The sequence below is a fragment of the Streptomyces sp. SID13031 genome (assembly GCF_010548305.1).
Taxonomy (GTDB): Bacteria; Actinomycetota; Actinomycetes; order Propionibacteriales; family Kribbellaceae; genus Kribbella.
Genome location: NZ_JAAGLV010000006.1, coordinates 1 through 15,710 on the forward strand (window position 1 = coordinate 1; position 15,710 = coordinate 15,710).

Below are 15,710 nucleotides of genomic sequence, written 5' to 3' on the forward strand. Positions count from 1 at the left end.
AAGCCCTACTGCTGCATTTTGCTGCTGCACTCGACGACAAAGGCCCTCCCCGATTACTCGGAAAGGGCCTCTGACCTGGGTGGAGCTGAGGGGATTCGAACCCCTGGCCTCCTCGTTGCGAACGAGGAGTGACCGATCTTCGGCCCTGATGCGCCGGGCAGTCGGGGCTTCGTCCAACGCAGTGTGGCGAGCAGGCGACACGCCATGGGTTGGGTAGCGGGCCAGTTCGGCCCCTCTGTGTTTGCTTCAACGGCAGACGAGGTGCGACGGAGGAGCGCCTGCTGGGGGGTGGGGAGCGGGCGACGGAGGAGCCTGCGTGGGCGCTCGTCGTACGGGGTGTCAGCTCTTCCAGGTCTGCTGGGTGATGGAGTAGATGACGGCGGCGAAGGTTTCGCTGGCTTCCTCGAGCAATGCTTCGTGGTCGAAGGTCATGCCTAGGCGTTGCATGACGGCCGCGCTTTTGGTGTTGGCTGTTTCGGTGGAGGACAGGACGCGCGGTAGGTCCAGGTCGGTGAAGGCGCAGGTGAGCCAGGAGGCGGCGGCTTCGGTGGCGTAGCCGTGGCCCCAATACTGGCGGGCCAGGCGCCAGCCGAGGTCCAGGTCGTCGGGGTGCCAGGACTCGTGGGTGAGGCCGGCTGCGCCGAGGAACGCGCCGTCGGAACGGCGTTCGATTGCCAGGAAGCCGGTGCCGTCCGCCTCGTACCGGCTGTTCACTGCTGAAGCGATTTCGTCCGTCTCGGCGCGGGTCAGCGGCTTGCCGCCGAGGTAGCGCATCACCTCGGGGTCGGTGTTCAGGTCAGCCCACGCCGGCAGGTCCTCATCGCGGAATGGCCGCAGGTACAGGCGATCTGTCGTGCGCATGACGACCTCCGATCAGTTCGTGGTCCGTTCGGGTCTGGTGGCGTAGAAGGCCACTGCTGCTGAGGATGCCACGTTGAGGGAGTCGACTCCGGCGGACATCGGGATCCGGACCGTGAGGTCTGCCTGTTCGAGCACGTGGGGTTTGAGGCCGTGCCCTTCGGTGCCGAAGATGAGCGCGAGCTTGTCGTCCTGGCGGGCGGTGAGTTCGTCCAGGGTGAGGGAGTCGTCGGTGAGGGCGAAGGCGGCGGTCACGAAGCCGTGCTGCTTCAGGACGTCGAGCGAGTCGGGCCAAGAAGACAGCCGCGTCCACGGGACCTGGAAGACCGTGCCCATGGAGACCTTGATCGATCGCCGGTACAGCGGATCCGCGCAGGTCGGAGTCACCAGTACTGCGTCGACGCCCATCGCCGCGGCGGCGCGGAAGCCGGCGCCGACGTTCGTGTGATCCACGATGTCGTCGAAGATCGCGATGCGCCGCCCGCCGAGCAATCCGTCCAGGCCGACCGAAGGGCGGCGCCGGTACGACGCCAGCGCGCCGCGGTGCACGTGGAAGCCGGTGACTTGCTCGGCCAACTCCTCCGTCACCACGTAGACAGGGGCCGAGGGCCACTTCTCCAGGACGTCCGCCAGCGAATCGAGCCAGCGTGGAGCCAGCAGGAACGAGCGCGGCTCGTACCCCGCGTCGGCGGCGCGGCGGATCACCTTGTCGCCCTCGGCAATGAATAGGCCATGCTCTTCTTCGAGCAGCCGGCGCAGATTCACCTCGCGCAACTGGACGTAGTCCCCCAGCCGCTCGTCCGCGGCGTCCTCAACCGGAACGATCGGGCTCATGAGCCCTCAGCGGTGGACAACCCGGCGGCGACCTCGACGACGTTGCCGATCACAACGATCGCCGGCGCTCCGACCCCGGCCGCTGACATCGCCGAAGCGATCCCGGCCAGGTCGGAGGTCACCTGCTGCTGTCCGGGAAGGGTGCCGTCGGCAATTGCTGCGGCGGGCGTCAGGGGATCCTTGCCATGAGCAATGAGAGTCGACGCGATCACCGGCAGGTTCTCCACTGCCATCAGCAACACGAGAGTGCCGCGCAGCGAAGCGAGCGCTTCCCAGTTGACCAGCGAGTCTGGATGTCCCGGCGGGATGTGCCCCGACACCACGGTGAACTCATGTGTCACCCCGCGATGCGTCACCGGGATCCCCGCCGCCGCCGGCACCGCGATCGAGCTGGTGATCCCCGGTACGACGGTCCACCTCACCCCGGCCTCGGCGCACGCCAAAGCTTCCTCGAACCCGCGGCCGAAGACATACGGATCGCCGCCCTTGAGCCGCACCACGACCTTGCCCTGCAGTCCGCGGTCAACCAGGATCCGGTTGATCTCCTCCTGCTGCGCCGACCGCCCACGCGGCAACTTCGCCGCGTCGATCAGCTCGACATCGGGATGAAGCTCCTCCAGCAACTGCTGCGGCGCCAACCGATCCGCGACCACGACATCCGCCTCGGCCAGCAACCGCCGCCCGCGCACGGTGATCAGGTCTGGATCGCCAGGACCGCCGCCCACGAGATACACACCCGGCTGCTTGGCCAGCGAATCCCGCGCCCCCAAAGAACCCTCGCGCAACGACTCCAGGATCGCGTCCCGTACCGCCGCCGACCGCCGGTGATCGCCACCACCCAGTACGCCGATGGTCACCTGGTCGTGCTGCCCCGAAGCCGGTGTCCAGGCCGTCGCCCGCGACCGATCGTCCGAGCGCACGCAGAAGATGCGCAGCGACTCCGCCTCGGCCGAGACCTGATCGTTGACCGCGGCATCATCCGTCGCGACCACCACGTACCAGGCGCCGTCGAGGTCACCGGCGGCGTACCCGCGCTCGACCCAGCGCAGATCCGGGTTGGTCAGCAGCCCCTCGATCGTCGGCGTGATCACCGGCGAGATGAGGTCGATCTGCGCACCGGTCTCGAGCAACCGCGGCAGCCGCCGTTGCGCGACGCCGCCGCCACCCACGACCACCACGCGGCGGCCGGTGAGGACCAGGCCCGACAGGTACGGCGCCGTCACGCCTCGATCCCCGCAGACTCGAAGGTCGCCATCTCGGCCAGCGCCCGCACAGCACAGGTGAGGATCGGATAGGCCAGTACCGCGCCCGTCCCCTCCCCCAGCCGTAGATCCAGATCAACGAGCGGCTGCAGCCCGAGCGTCTTGAGCGCGACCGCGTGACCGGGCTCGGCCGACCGGTGTCCAGCGATGCAGTAGTCGATCACCGAAGGATGCAGTGCCTGAGCAACGAGCGCCGCGGCACCCGCGATCACGCCGTCGAGGATCACCGGCACCTTGTTGGCAGCGGCGCCGAGGATGTACCCGGCCAGCGCCGCGTGCTCCAGCCCGCCGTACGCCGCCAGCGCGGCCAACGGCTCCGAAGCCGGTACGTCGTGAAGCGCCAGCGCAGCCCGGACGATCTCGGTCTTGTGCGCGAGCATGGCGTCGTCGATGCCGGTCCCCCGGCCTGTCACCTCATCGGCCGTGCCCCCGCTGAAGGTCGCGATCAACGCGGCCGAGGCAGTCGTGTTGGCGATACCCATGTCACCGGTCAGCAGGCACTGGTACCCGTCGCGCACCAGCTTCTCCGCGAGCTCGAAGCCGACGCCCAGGGCAGCCGACACCTCTTCCGGCGTGAGCGCCTTCTCGACCGAGAGATCCCGCGTCCCGGCGCGGACCTTCGCGTGCACGATGTCCAGCTCGTCGACATCCGAGGCAACCCCGACGTCGACCACCCGTACGTCGACGCGGTTGTTGGCCGCGAAGGCGTTCACCGCGGCGCCACCGGCCGCGAAGTTCGCGAGCATCGCCGCGGTGACCTCCTGCGGCCAGGGCGAGACGCCCTGGGCGTGCACACCGTGGTCGGCGGCGAACACCGTCACGGCAGCCGCGGTCGGAACCGCAGGCGGGCAGACACCGGTCATACCGGCGACGCGGACCGACAGCTCCTCCAGTACGCCGAGGGAACCGGCCGGTTTCGTCAGCCTCAGCTGACGCTCCGTCGCCGCCCGCTTCGCGGCCTCGTCGGCCGGACCGATCCTGGCCAGGTACTCCTCCACCGCTGATCCTCCGCTCCATACGGCGCCTGGACGCGCCCACTTCCGATCTTCGCACCTCCGAACGCCTGCCCCGGCCATGAGCGCTGGCCTGTGGACAGTAATGTCGGATTCACCACACGCGAGATCCCGGGAGGATCACAAAGATGTCGCTCCAAAGGCCCGTCGCACCGGATCCGTACAGCCTGCTGCCCGAGGTCGGATCGTTCACGGTCACCAGTACCGACGTCGCCGACGGCGAGCCGCTGGGCGACGACCACGCCTTCGCCGGCGGCAACAAATCCCCGCAGCTCAGCTGGGAAGGCTTCCCCGCCGAGACCTTGGGCTTCGTCGTCACCTGTTTCGACCCGAACGCACCGACGCCATCGGGCTTCTGGCACTGGGCTCTCGTCGGCCTGCCCGCCACCACGACCGAGCTCCCGACCGGCGCCGGTACCACCGAGCGACTCGATGACGGCGCCTTCCACATCCGCAACGACTACAGCATGAGGTCGTACGCCGGTGCCGCCCCGCCGCCCGGCGACCAGGTGCACCAGTACCACTTCGTCGTGCACGCCATCGATGTCGAGGCCCTCGACATCGACCACGACGCAACCCCGGCCGTGGTCAGCTTCAACCTCGCCTTCCACACGCTGGCCCGCGCGATCATCACGCCGACCTACCAGGTGCCCGCGGACAGCTAAAGGCAGCGAAGCGGCGGGAGCCGGTCAGGGACTCCCGCCGCGGTCTATGTGACCAGCCTCAGTCCTTGATGCCGGACTGGGTCACGCCTTGGATCAGGTAGCGCTGCAGGAACGCGAAGATCAGGATCAGCGGCAGGATCGACACCGCGGCCGCCATGAAGAGCTGGTGGACGTTGACCGTCTGCGCGGTGATGAAGGTCGACATCGCCACCTGCACCGTCCACGACTTCTCGTCCTGGCCAATCACCAGCGGCCAGATGAACGAGTTCCAGTTGCCGATGAAGGTGATCGCCGCGATCGCCGCGAAGAACGGCAGTGAGTTGGGTACGACGATCCGCCAGAACGTGGTGAAGTACCCCGCCCCGTCGACCCGCGCCGCCTCCTCGAGCTCCTTGGGGAACCCGAGGAAGTACTGCCGGAACAGGAAAGCCGCGAACCCACTGAACAACGTCGGGATGATCATCCCGCGCAGCGTGCTGACCCAGCCGAGCGAGGACACCACGATGAAGCTCGGAATGAAGGTCACCGCGGCCGGGATCATCAGGGTCGCCATCACCGCGTAGAACACCTTGTCGGCATGCCGGTACGGGATCCGGGCCAGTCCGTAGCCGGCCATCGATGCCAGCAGCAACTGTCCGCCGGTGCCCAGAACGCCGATCACGGCCGAGTTGTAGAGCGCCCGGGCCATCGGGACGTTCTCGTCCTCGAACAGTTCCCTGATGTTGCCCCACTGGAGATCGGTGGGGAAGAACTTCCAGTCGACTCCGGTGATGTCGGCCTCGGTCGACAAGGCGTTGCGCAGCACCAGGTAGAACGGGATCAGGAAGAGCAGGGTCGCGATGATCAGCGCCACCCAGCGAAGAACCGCTCCGACCACTCCCCACGGGCTGCGGCTGTGGCCGATCGGCTGCGGCGTCCGGGTGGTCCGCTCGATCGCCGCCATCAGTCGTTCGCCTTTCCGAAGCCGAAGATCTTGCTCTGCAGCAAGGTGAGCACCATGATCACCACCGCCAGGATGAGCGCACCCGCGCTGCCGTGGCCGAGGTCCTGGATATTGCCGAGCGAGACCTTGTACAGGTAGACCAGCGGCGGCCGGGCGAAGTTCGCGTCGGCGCCGATCAAGTTGTAGAACTCGTCGAACGCCTGGTAGGCCGCGATCAGGTTCAGCAGCAGCACCGCGACCGAGGTCGCCCGCAGCTGCGGCCAGGTGATGAAGCGGAAGACCTGCCAGCCGGGCTTCGCGCCGTCCACGTAGGCCGCTTCGTAGAGTGCCGGGTTGATCCGCTGAAGACCGGCGATGAACAGGATCATGTAGAAGCCGAGCTGCAGCCAGAGCCGCACGGTGATGATCGGCAGCCAGAACCAGGGCGGGTCGACGGTTGACAGCCAGGCGATCTGGTCGAGGCCGAACCAGTTCAGAACCGTGTTGGCCAGACCGAACCGGACACCGTTGAAGATCGACAGCTTCCAGATCAGGGATGCGACCACGTACGAGCAGGCCGTGGGCAGAAAGAACACCGAGCGGAAGAACGCCCGGGCCACCTTGGCCTGGTTGACCAGCAGTGCCAGCGCGAGCGACAGCACGAAGGTCAGCGGCACGATGAAGATCGCGAACACCGTGAAGGTGCCGAGGGAGCTGATGAAGTTCCGGTCGGTCAGCATGTCGATGTAGTTCTGCAAACCGACGAAGTCCGTCGGCGTGACCGTGTTCTGCGCCGAGAAGAAGCTCAGCACCAGGCTCCACAGGATCGGCAGGTAGCTGAAGACCAGCAGGCCGAGCACGAAGGGGCCGGTGAACAGCCAGAACCACAGCGTGTTGTTGCCGTTCGCCGACCTGCGCGACTTCTTCTTGCCACCCCCCGGACCGGCCGGCGTCCGGACGACGTCGACCTTCCGGGTCGGGGTGGCAGCCCCGCTGCTCACCCGAAGAGCCTCGCCAGCTCGGTGTTCACGGTCTTGTCCAGCTTGGTGATCTCACCGGCCGGGTCGGCGCCCTTGCGGATCACGTTGTTCAGCAGGTCGGTGAAACCGGTCGTCATCTTCGGCGTCCAGGCCGGCAGGTCCACGACCCCGAAGTCCTGGTTCAGCTTGACCACCTCGGCGGCGGCACCGCTCTGCAGCTTGGTCGCCTTGGCGGCCAGGCTCTTGCGCGGCGGGATGTGGAAGCCGTAGTTCAGGTTCCAGTCCTCCTGGAACTCCGCGTTGTCGACCCACAGCCACTTGACGAACTTCTTCGCCGCCTCGACGTTCGCGCTCTTCGCGGAGACGAACTGGGTCCAGCCGCCGGACGGCAGCGCTTGTTTGCCCTCGGCATCGAGCTTCGGGTAGGCGAAGACACCGAAGTCGTCGCCGAGCGCCTTCTGGATGGCCGGCATCGCCCACAGGCCGGTCCACTGGATCGCGGTCAGGCCCTGGACGAACGCGCCCGGATCCCACCAGTCGGCCGGGGCGCCGAGCAGGACACTCTTGTCCGCGAAGAACTGGTGCAGCTTGCCGAAGGCCTCTGCCGCCCGCGCGTTGTTGAAGCCGGGCTTGTTGTCGTCGGTCAGGTACTGACCACCGGACGACCACAGCGCCGGACCGCCGACGATCACGCCGCCGTCATTGCCGAGGAAGATGCCCTTCACCTTGTCGGTGGTGAGCGCCTTGGCCGCGGCGATCAGGTCGTCGACGGTCTCCGGCGGCTTGATCCCGGCCTTGTCGAACATCGACTTGCGGTAGTAGAACACCTGCGGGTCGTCGATCATCTTGATGCCGTAGAGCTTGCCGTCGATGGTGTTCGTCTTCAGGTCGTTCGGGTTGAAGTCGTCCTTGGCATCGCCGAGGATGTCGTCCAGCGCCACGACCTGGCCGCTCTTCACCATCGCGACGTTCAGCTGGCTCTCGAACACGTCCGGCCCGTTGCTGGACAGCAGACCCGACGCGAGCTTGGCGCCGTAGTCACCCGGCGTCCACTGCACCCCGATGGTCGAGTCGGTGTAGGCCTTCGCGTACTTGAGCGCGGCCTCCTTCGTGCCGGCCTCGCCGTACTGGTGGTACCACTGCGACAGCGTGACCTTGCTGCCGTCGCCTCCCCCGCTGCTTGCTGGTCGGCCGGTGTTGCCGCCACACGCGGCGGTGAAGGCGGCCAACGCGGCCAGCCCTCCGGTCCGCTTGAGCAGGTCGCGCCGGGACAGTCCGGCAGTCGGGATACGAGCAGGCATGCGTTCCACCTCCAGGGACTAGCGGATCCGGTAGTTACTTAACTTGGTTAAGCATCTCCGGGTTTCGCACACGTTACAACTAAGTCAAACATCGCAACAGGCCTAGCCGGTGACAGTTCGAGCACGACCGCGAGTGCCCACGTTGTAACGCTGAGGTCAAACACACGAAGAGCGCGGTACCGGACAAGTCCGGTACCGCGCTCAGTGATCGAATCAGGAGAACTTCTCGCCCGCCTCCGCCTTGCTGACGAGCAGCGCCGGTGGTTCGAAGCGGCTGCCGTAACTCTGTGCGAGCTCCCGCGTGCGGGCGACAAAACCGGCAAGTCCACCTTCGTAGGCGTTGATGTACTGCAGCGCGCCACCGTGCAGCGGCGGGAAGCCGATGCCGAAGATCGAGCCGATGTTCGCGTCGGCCGTCGAGCGCAGCACGCCCTCCTCGACACACTTGACCGTCTCGAGGGACATCGCGAACGCCATCCGCTCCTGCAGGTCGATCAGCGGTACGTCGGTGTCCGCCTTGACGAAGTGCTCCCACAGCCCGGGCCACAGGTGCTTCGGACCGTCGGCCGGATACTCGTAGAAGCCGGCCCCGGCCGCCTTGCCCTTGCGGTCGAACTCCGTGACCAGGCGCTCGGTCACCTCCATGCCCGGGTGGTCGTCGAAGGCACCCGCGTTGTCCCCAGAAGCGCGAGCCGCATCGCGGATCTTCATCGGCAAGGTCAGCGTGACCTCGTCGAGCATCGCCAGCGGCGGCGCCGGGAAGCCCATCTGGGTCGCGGCGCGCTCGATCGTCACCGGGTTGACGCCCTCGGCAACCATCGCGGCACCCTCCATCACGAGCGTGCCGAACACCCGTGAGGTGAAGAAGCCACGGCTGTCGTTGACCACGATCGGCGTCTTCTTGATCTGCCGGACGACGTCGTACGCCTTCGCCAGCGCGCGATCGGAGGTCTTCTCCCCCACGATCAGCTCGACCAGCGGCATCCGGTCGACCGGTGAGAAGAAGTGCATCCCGACGAAGTCGTCCGGCCGGTCGATGCCCTCGGCGAGCGAGGTGATCGGCAGCGTCGACGTGTTCGAGCAGAGCAGCGCGTCCGGCTCGACCACACCGGCGATCTCGGCGAAGACCTTCTGCTTCACCTCCTCGCTCTCGAACACCGCCTCGATCACCAGGTCGCAGCCGGCCAGGTCGTTCGGATCCGCGGTCGGCGTGATCAGGCTCAGGAACGCCGCCGCCTTCTCCGGCGTACTGCGGCCCTTCTTCACCTGCTTGGCGAGCAGCTTCTCGGAGTACTCCTTGCCCTTCTCGGCCGACTCCAGCGAGACGTCCTTGAGCACCACCTCGATGCCCACCTTCGCGCACACGTACGCGATCCCCGCGCCCATCATGCCCGCGCCGAGCACCCCGACCTTCCGGGCCTTGTACGCCGGTACGTCGGCAGGCCGCGACGCCCCGGCGTTGATCGCCTGGAGCTCGAAGAAGAACGCGTTGATCATGTTCTTGGCGATCTGGCCGGTCGCCAGCGAGACGAAGTACCGGGACTCGATCCTGCTGGCCGTCGCGAAGTCCACCTGGCTGCCCTCGATGGCCGCGCTCATGATGGCACGCGGAGCCGGGTACGGCGCGCCCTTGAGCTGCTTGCGCAGGTTCGCGGGGAAGGCCGGGAGGAACGCGGCCAGCTTCGGCGAGGACGGCGTACCACCGGGGATCCGGTAGCCGTCGCGATCCCAGGGCTGCTTGGCGTCACCGTCGTAGGAATCGATGAACCTGTACGCCGCGGCGAGCAGCTCGCCGGCCGGGACGACCTCGTCGACGATGCCGACCGACTTGGCGTGCTCGGGCTTCATCCGCTGGCCCTGCAACAGCACCTTCATCAACGCGTCCTGCAGCCCGAGCATCCGGACCGTCCGGGTGACGCCGCCACCGCCGGGCAGCAGGCCGAGCGTCACCTCGGGCACGCCGAGCTCGATCCGGTTGTCGTCGGCAACGATCCGGTGATGGCAGGCGAGCGCGATCTCCAGCCCACCGCCGAGCGCGGCACCGTTGATCGCGGCAACGACCGGGACGCCGAGCGTCTCCAGCACGCGGAGCTGGCGCTTGACCTCCTCGATCGTCTCGAACACCTCGGCCGCGTTCTCCGGCTGGATCTGAGACAGCATCTGCAGGTTGCCACCGGCGAAGAAGGTGGACTTGGCGCTGGTGATCACGACGCCCTTGAGCTGATCCTTCTCCGCCTGCAGCCGTTCGACAGTCGAAGCCATCGCGGCGATGTAGGTGTCGTTCATCGTGTTCGCCGAGGCGCCGGGATCGTCCATCGTCAGCGTGACGGTGTATTTTCCAGACGCGTCAGTGTCCTTCGTCCAGTCGATCATGCCGCCAGCCTCTCGATGATGGTGGCGACGCCCATGCCGCCGCCGACGCACAGGGTGGCCAGACCGTAGCGCAGCTCGCGCCGCTCCAGCTCGTCCAGCAGGGTTCCGATCAGCATCGCGCCGGTGGCGCCGAGCGGGTGGCCGAGCGCGATCGCGCCGCCGTTGACGTTCACCTTCTCGTGCGGGACGCCGAGGTCGTTCATGAAGTGCAGGACGGCGGCCGCGAAGGCCTCGTTCATCTCGAACAGGTCGATGTCGGAGACCTCGAGCCCTGCCTTCGCCAGCGCCTTGCGGGCGGCCGGCGCCGGGCCGGTCAGCATGATCGTCGGGTCGGTACCACTGACCGCCGCGGCGACCACCCGGCCGCGCGGGGCCTGGCCGAGCGCCTCGCCCGCCTTCTCGTTGCCGATGGCAACCAGCGCGGCGCCGTCGACGATGCCGGACGAGTTGCCGGCGTGGTGCACGTGGTTGATCCGCTCGACGGTCACGTACTTCTCCAGCGCGACCGAGTCGAACCCGCCGTGCTCACCGATCGCGGCGAACGACGCCGGCAGACCGGCCAGGGTTTCGACCGTGGTACCGGGTCGTACCAGCTGGTCGTGGTCCAGGAGCTGCAGCCCGTTGCGATCCGTCACCGGGACGACCGAGCGAGCGAAGTACCCGTTGGCCCACGCCTTGGCGGCCCGCGCGTGCGACTCCGCGGCGTAGGTGTCGACGTCGGTGCGGGAGAAGCCGTCCATGGTGGCGATCAGGTCGGCGCTGATGCCCTGCGGGATGAAGTTGGTGTCGATCGCGGTCTCCGGGTCCATCGCCCAGGCGCCGCCGTCGGAGCCCATCGTCACCCGCGACATCGACTCGACGCCGCCGGCCAGGATGAAGTCCTCCCAGCCCGAGCGGATCCGCTGCGCCGCCTGGTTCACCGCTTCGAGGCCGGAGGCGCAGAAGCGGTTGAGCTGCACGCCGCCGGTGGTCTCCGGGTAGCCCGCCGCGAGGACCGCGGTCCGGGCGATGTCCATGCCCTGGTCGCCGATCGGGGTGACCACGCCGAGGACGACGTCGTCGATCGCGTCCTCGTCGAGCTCGGGGTGTCGCACCCGGAGCTCCTCGAGCAGGCCGGTGATCAGCTGGATCGGCTTCACTTCGTGCAGCGCGCCGGCCGCTTTGCCCTTGCCGCGCGGTGTCCGGATCGCATCGTAGAGAAAGGCTTCAGTGCTCATGGGGATCCCGTCGGTCGAGTCGTCCCGTTGATTGTGACAGTTCTGGTGTCATGGTCGTCAAGAGGGGGTCGTTATGATCTCGGCCATGTCAGAAGTCACCGCGGACGAAGCGACCCTCACGGTCGACGAGCTGTCCGCCCGGGTCGGGATGACCGTGCGCACGCTGCGCTTCTATGCGGGCCGGGGCCTGATTCCCCCGCCGGTACGCCGTGGGCGGGTCGGGTACTACGGCTCCGAACACATCGCCCGGCTGGATCTGGTCCGCGAACTGCAGGCGCACGGGTTCAGCCTGTCCGCGATCGAGGGCTACCTGGATCGCATCCCCGCCGACGCGACCCCGCAGGACATCGCGCTGCACCGGACCCTGCTCACCCCCTGGATGCGCGACCTGCCCGAGACGCTCGACCGGGCGACGCTGGTACGGCGTACCGGCCGGGAGCTGACCGATGACGACATCGAGATGCTCGTCGCGCTCGGCGTGGTCGAGCCGACGCCGGACGACGACGTCTTCCAGGTCGCGACGGCACACCTCAGCCTCGGGGTCGAGCTGCTCGACCTGGACCTGCCGGTCGACGCGGTGCTGGATGTCGGGCGGATCTTCACCGAGCACGGCCGGCAGCTGGCCGAGGAGCTGACCGACGTCTTCCGGACCAAGGTCTGGCCGCACTACCGCGACTCGGGCGGCCCGCCGGAGCACATCCAGCAACTGGTCGAGCGCTTCAAGCCGGTCACCATCCAGGGCCTGGTACTCGCGTACGAACGGGCCGTCGGCGAGACGCAGCGTGACACGATCCGCTCCCGCAACAAGCCGCCGCGACGCTGACAACACCCTGACATTCTGGGACATTCTGGGACATCCCGGCTGACAACCAGCCGGCTGAGCGGCGCGTGGCAGCAGTATGAGGAAACTGCTGACCGTAGTCGCCGCACTCGCCCTGACCGGCGCGGTCCTGGTGCCGACGGCATCCACCGCCCAAGCCTCCACCCTCCATCCGATCGGCAGTACGTCGTACAGCCTCGGCAACGAGCTGACCGCCGTCGTGCACTACCCGAAGGATCTCGCCGGTCACAAGTATCCGGTCGCGCTGATGTCGCACGGCCTCTGGATCACCTGCGCGGATCCGAAAGCCTGGGACGAGCAGGACTACGACAAGCTGTCCGTCCAGCCGTGCGCGGCAGGCACACCGGAGATCCCCAGCTATGTTGGCTACGACTATCTCGGGAAGGCGCTCGCGGCGCAGGGCATGATCGTGGTTTCGATCGACGCCAACAGCACGATCGACTTGATCGGTCAGGAGCAGGACGCCGCCCGGGCGTCGCTGATCAACCAGCACCTCGCCATCTGGCAGCAATTGTCCGCGCACGGGTCCGGGCCGCTGGCCGGCAAGCTGAAGGATCATGGCCAGCCGATCGACTTCCGTGGACACGCTGATCTGACCAATGTCGGGTTGATGGGCCACTCGCGGGGTGGCCGCGGCACGTTGCTCGAGGCAGCCGACGTGAACCAGAAGAACTGGCCGGCCGGCGTGAAGATCAAGGCGGTCGTCCCGCTCGCGGCCGCCGAGCCCTACGCTCCGGACGACAACCCGGACAACGCGGAGTACGACAACTACCGGATCACCAATATCCCGGTCGCCTCCCTCGTCGGGAGCTGCGATCGCGCCGTCGACGGGCATCTCGCGTATCTCGGCGCGCACAACAAGGCGCCGTACTACGAGTTCTACGTACACGGCGCGAACCACGACTTCTACAACACCCAGTGGTCGCCTTCGAGTGGCCAGGTCGGCGCCTACGACGACGCGGAATCGCCCGATCGGCCGTCCCCCGGTCACTGCAGCGCGAATGATGATCGCCAGCGTGCCGACAAGCAGTTGACCGAGACCCAGCAGCGGCTGGTCTCCACCACTTACCTGTCCGCGTTCTTCCGCCGCTATCTGCTCGGCGACACCCGCAGCAACTCAATCCTCAGCGGAAGCATCAAACCCCTGGGGGCCTTCTCGACGATCGACGTCCACCAGGACCTCCCATAACGCCGCCGGCCCGGTCCGCCCATGCCCGGGTGGACCGGGCCGGTCGGTGGTGTCAGTCGGTGAGCTCGCCGTCGTACGGGCCGACTCTGGTCACGCAGGCGCCGTCGCGGAAGACCAGTTGCAGGCCTTGCTCGGGCTCCCAGTCGCAACCGCACTCCAGCGACACATAGATCCGCCCGTCGCCGTCGTCGTTGCGGAGGACCTCGGCCTCGGTACCCAGGTTGACGTACTCGAGCACGTCGTCCGGACCGTTGATCTTGACGCCCAAGTCGCCACCGGGCTCACGCCGCGCCCGCAGGTAGTACGCGTAGACCGCGGGCGCCGCCTCGGTCAGCGCGCTTGGCCCGAGGCTGAGGAACGTCCGGATCGCCGCATGGAAATCCTCCTGATCCTCTTCCTCGTCATAGCCCTGTACGACGAACTCACACTCGAGGCCACCCAGCACGCCGACCGGGACGGCCTTGCTGCGATAACCCTCGAAGGCGTCGTCCTCGACGACCGCCCCCAGCCCAGGAATCTCCATGGGCCGGATGCTAGGAGCAAAAAAGCCCAAAGTCGGGCAAATTCGACCTCAGCGCAATGTCACTTCCTGCAATTTGCGTCAGCTCGGGGTGGAGAAGCGCAGATAGGTGAGGCCGCGGAGATCCAGATAGGTGTCGGTGGGGGTGGTGACGACCCGGAGGAGGACGCCGTCGCAGCCAGAGCAGCGGGCGACCAGGCCGGGGGCGTCCAGGTAGACGCGGGTCTCGGCGAACACGCCAGTCTGGCCGCAGCCGGCGCACTGGCCGACCGCAGCGGTGATGTCGACGGCGAAGACCTCGCGGAGCGCTCCCGCTGCAGCATTGCCATCCAAGTGGGTCGGAACATCCGCGGTCATCGCGGTCCTCCTGTCGGTCCGAAGCGTTCGGTTCTTACCCTGGCCGGGTCGTGCCCGGCCGCGACGAGCAGGTCTGCCACCGCTTCGACGAACGGGGTCGGACCGCAGACATAGGTGGTCGGTGCGTCTTCCGGCTGGAAGGTCACCGACCTCAGCAGCTCCGCGTCGACGCGAGCCGGGGAGCGTTTCTCCCCCGGTGGCGCCTCACGGGTGTAGAGGAAGGTGATCTCGACGTCCTCGGACCCCGCGATCTCCTTCAAGCCGTCCACGTAGATCACCGACGCCGGCCTGCGGACGGAGTACAGGAGTTTGGCCGGTGTCGTGCTCGCGGCGGCCGCGTGGGCGCGGAGCATCGCCATCAGCGGTACGACGCCCGAGCCACCGCCGATCAGCTGGATCGGGCCCTCTTGCTCGGGTTTCCAGACGAACCAGCCGCCGACCGGGCCGCGCACCTCGAGCGGGTCGCCGACTTTGAGCACGTCGACCAGGTACGGCGAGACCTCACCGTCGGGCACCTGCTCGACGGTCAGCTCGATGGTCGACCCGGTCCACGCCGAGGCGATCGAGTACGAGCGGGAGGCGCGATACCCGTCGGGCGCGGTCAGCCGGACGTCCAGGTGCTGCCCGGCGAGATGACCCGGCCAGTCCGGTACGTCGAGAACCACGGTCCGGGCGGTCGACGTCTCCTCGCGCACTTCGGTGACGGTGCCGACCTGCCAGGTCAGTCGCCGGCGTATCGCTGTTCTTTCCATGGGTCTCCGTACTCGTGATAGCCGGCGGTCTCCCAGAAGCCCAGGTCCTCGGTGTCCGACAGGATCATCCCGCGCACCCACTTGGCGCTCTTCCACAGGTACAGGTGTGGCACCAGCAACCGGGCCGGGCCACCGTGCTCCGGGGCCAGCGGCTCACCGTCGTACTCGTAGGCGATCCACGCCTGGCCGTCGAGCAGGTCTTCGAGCGGCAGGTTGGTCGTGTAGCCGCCGTAGCTGTGCACCATCACGAAGTCGGCGCCGGTCTCGATGTCGGCCAGCAGGACGTCCAGCGAGACGCCCTTCCACTCCGTCCCCAGCTTCGACCACCTGGTCACGCAGTGCAGGTCCTTGGTGATCGTCTCGCTCGGCAGCTTCGTGAACGCCGACCAGTCCCAGCGGGTGACCTCGCCCGCCTCGTTGGCGACGGTGAACTCCCAGTGCTCCGGCTGGATCCGCGGCGTCGGTCCCGCCGACAGAACCGGGAACTCGTGCGTCAGATACTGCCCCGGCGGCAGATCACTACTACCTCGGCGACGGCCGGTGAACCCCGGCGACACAACGTCCATCGGGAACCTCCTCCAAGCTGAAACCACTCCCGGCAGTCAACCACGAAACCACCACGATCA

16 protein-coding genes and 1 tRNA gene are annotated in these 15,710 nt (G+C 67.4%); 3 read left to right on the forward strand and 14 right to left on the reverse strand.

Annotation, left to right across the window (positions count from 1 at the left end; translation table 11 throughout):
- Positions 1–80 precede the first annotated feature (80 nt).
- From G3I17_RS13755 to cobT, 5 genes are all read right to left on the reverse strand, one after another.
- A tRNA-Ala gene (locus tag G3I17_RS13755) sits at positions 81–146 on the reverse strand.
- A gap of 193 nt (positions 147–339) precedes the next feature.
- The gene (locus tag G3I17_RS13760) at positions 340–861 is read right to left on the reverse strand and encodes a GNAT family N-acetyltransferase (RefSeq protein ID WP_164596412.1); all 522 of its coding nucleotides are present in this window, start codon (positions 859–861) and stop codon (positions 340–342) included.
- A 12-nt stretch (positions 862–873) separates the two neighbouring features.
- Complete coding sequence (locus G3I17_RS13765) at positions 874–1,692, reverse strand: RNA methyltransferase (RefSeq protein ID WP_164596413.1); 819 nt, start codon at positions 1,690–1,692, stop codon at positions 874–876.
- Positions 1,689–2,915 (reverse strand): uroporphyrinogen-III C-methyltransferase, encoded by a 1,227-nt coding sequence (gene cobA, locus G3I17_RS13770; RefSeq protein ID WP_164596414.1) that lies wholly within the window; start codon positions 2,913–2,915, stop codon positions 1,689–1,691. The genes G3I17_RS13765 and cobA overlap by 4 nt, the downstream gene beginning before the upstream one ends.
- Positions 2,912–3,952 (reverse strand): nicotinate-nucleotide--dimethylbenzimidazole phosphoribosyltransferase, encoded by a 1,041-nt coding sequence (gene cobT, locus G3I17_RS13775; protein ID WP_164596415.1) that lies wholly within the window; start codon positions 3,950–3,952, stop codon positions 2,912–2,914. Before cobT ends, cobA begins: the two co-directional genes overlap by 4 nt.
- A gap of 134 nt (positions 3,953–4,086) precedes the next feature.
- On the opposite strand from cobT, the gene G3I17_RS13780 reads away from it, so the two are divergent.
- A complete protein-coding gene (locus G3I17_RS13780) occupies positions 4,087–4,632 on the forward strand; it encodes a YbhB/YbcL family Raf kinase inhibitor-like protein (RefSeq protein WP_343238317.1) in 546 nt (181 codons plus the stop codon).
- Positions 4,633–4,690: 58 nt separating this feature from the next.
- Here the strand turns inward: G3I17_RS13780 and G3I17_RS13785 are convergent, their stop codons facing one another.
- The 5 genes from G3I17_RS13785 to G3I17_RS13805 form a co-directional block, all read right to left on the reverse strand.
- Entirely contained in the window at positions 4,691–5,575 is an 885-nt protein-coding gene (locus G3I17_RS13785) for a carbohydrate ABC transporter permease (RefSeq protein ID WP_164596417.1), read from the reverse strand.
- Positions 5,575–6,444: a sugar ABC transporter permease gene (locus tag G3I17_RS13790; protein WP_164596693.1), complete on the reverse strand. Its 870-nt coding sequence runs from the start codon at positions 6,442–6,444 to the stop codon at positions 5,575–5,577. The genes G3I17_RS13785 and G3I17_RS13790 overlap by 1 nt, the downstream gene beginning before the upstream one ends.
- A gap of 107 nt (positions 6,445–6,551) precedes the next feature.
- On the reverse strand, positions 6,552–7,835 hold the full coding sequence (locus G3I17_RS13795; RefSeq protein ID WP_164596418.1) for an extracellular solute-binding protein: 1,284 nt from the start codon (positions 7,833–7,835) through the stop codon (positions 6,552–6,554).
- Positions 7,836–8,048: 213 nt separating this feature from the next.
- Complete coding sequence (locus tag G3I17_RS13800; protein ID WP_164596419.1) at positions 8,049–10,208, reverse strand: 3-hydroxyacyl-CoA dehydrogenase NAD-binding domain-containing protein; 2,160 nt, start codon at positions 10,206–10,208, stop codon at positions 8,049–8,051.
- A complete protein-coding gene (locus G3I17_RS13805; RefSeq protein WP_164596420.1) occupies positions 10,205–11,425 on the reverse strand; it encodes an acetyl-CoA C-acetyltransferase in 1,221 nt (406 codons plus the stop codon). Before G3I17_RS13805 ends, G3I17_RS13800 begins: the two co-directional genes overlap by 4 nt.
- An 85-nt stretch (positions 11,426–11,510) precedes the next feature.
- Here G3I17_RS13805 and G3I17_RS13810 point away from each other — a divergent pair, with 85 nt between their 5' ends.
- Both G3I17_RS13810 and G3I17_RS13815 read left to right on the forward strand, forming a co-directional pair.
- Positions 11,511–12,248, forward strand: coding sequence for a MerR family transcriptional regulator (locus G3I17_RS13810; RefSeq protein ID WP_203590174.1), 738 nt, complete (start codon positions 11,511–11,513; stop codon positions 12,246–12,248).
- Positions 12,249–12,324: 76 nt separating this feature from the next.
- Positions 12,325–13,455 carry an alpha/beta hydrolase gene (locus tag G3I17_RS13815; protein WP_164596422.1) on the forward strand — a complete coding sequence of 377 codons (1,131 nt, stop codon included), beginning with the start codon at positions 12,325–12,327 and terminating at the stop codon, positions 13,453–13,455.
- A gap of 52 nt (positions 13,456–13,507) precedes the next feature.
- Here G3I17_RS13815 and G3I17_RS13820 read toward each other — a convergent pair whose 3' ends face one another.
- The 4 genes from G3I17_RS13820 to G3I17_RS13835 all read right to left on the reverse strand — a co-directional run bounded on the left by G3I17_RS13820 (position 13,508) and on the right by G3I17_RS13835 (position 15,650).
- On the reverse strand, positions 13,508–13,978 hold the full coding sequence (locus tag G3I17_RS13820; protein WP_164596423.1) for a hypothetical protein: 471 nt from the start codon (positions 13,976–13,978) through the stop codon (positions 13,508–13,510).
- Between the two features lie 78 nt (positions 13,979–14,056).
- Positions 14,057–14,332, reverse strand: coding sequence for a DUF6510 family protein (locus G3I17_RS13825; RefSeq protein ID WP_164596424.1), 276 nt, complete (start codon positions 14,330–14,332; stop codon positions 14,057–14,059).
- Complete coding sequence (locus G3I17_RS13830) at positions 14,329–15,084, reverse strand: ferredoxin reductase (protein ID WP_164596425.1); 756 nt, start codon at positions 15,082–15,084, stop codon at positions 14,329–14,331. The genes G3I17_RS13825 and G3I17_RS13830 overlap by 4 nt, the downstream gene beginning before the upstream one ends.
- The gene (locus G3I17_RS13835; protein ID WP_164596426.1) at positions 15,054–15,650 is read right to left on the reverse strand and encodes a molybdopterin-dependent oxidoreductase; all 597 of its coding nucleotides are present in this window, start codon (positions 15,648–15,650) and stop codon (positions 15,054–15,056) included. Before G3I17_RS13835 ends, G3I17_RS13830 begins: the two co-directional genes overlap by 31 nt.
- Between the last annotated feature and the right edge of the window lie 60 nt (positions 15,651–15,710).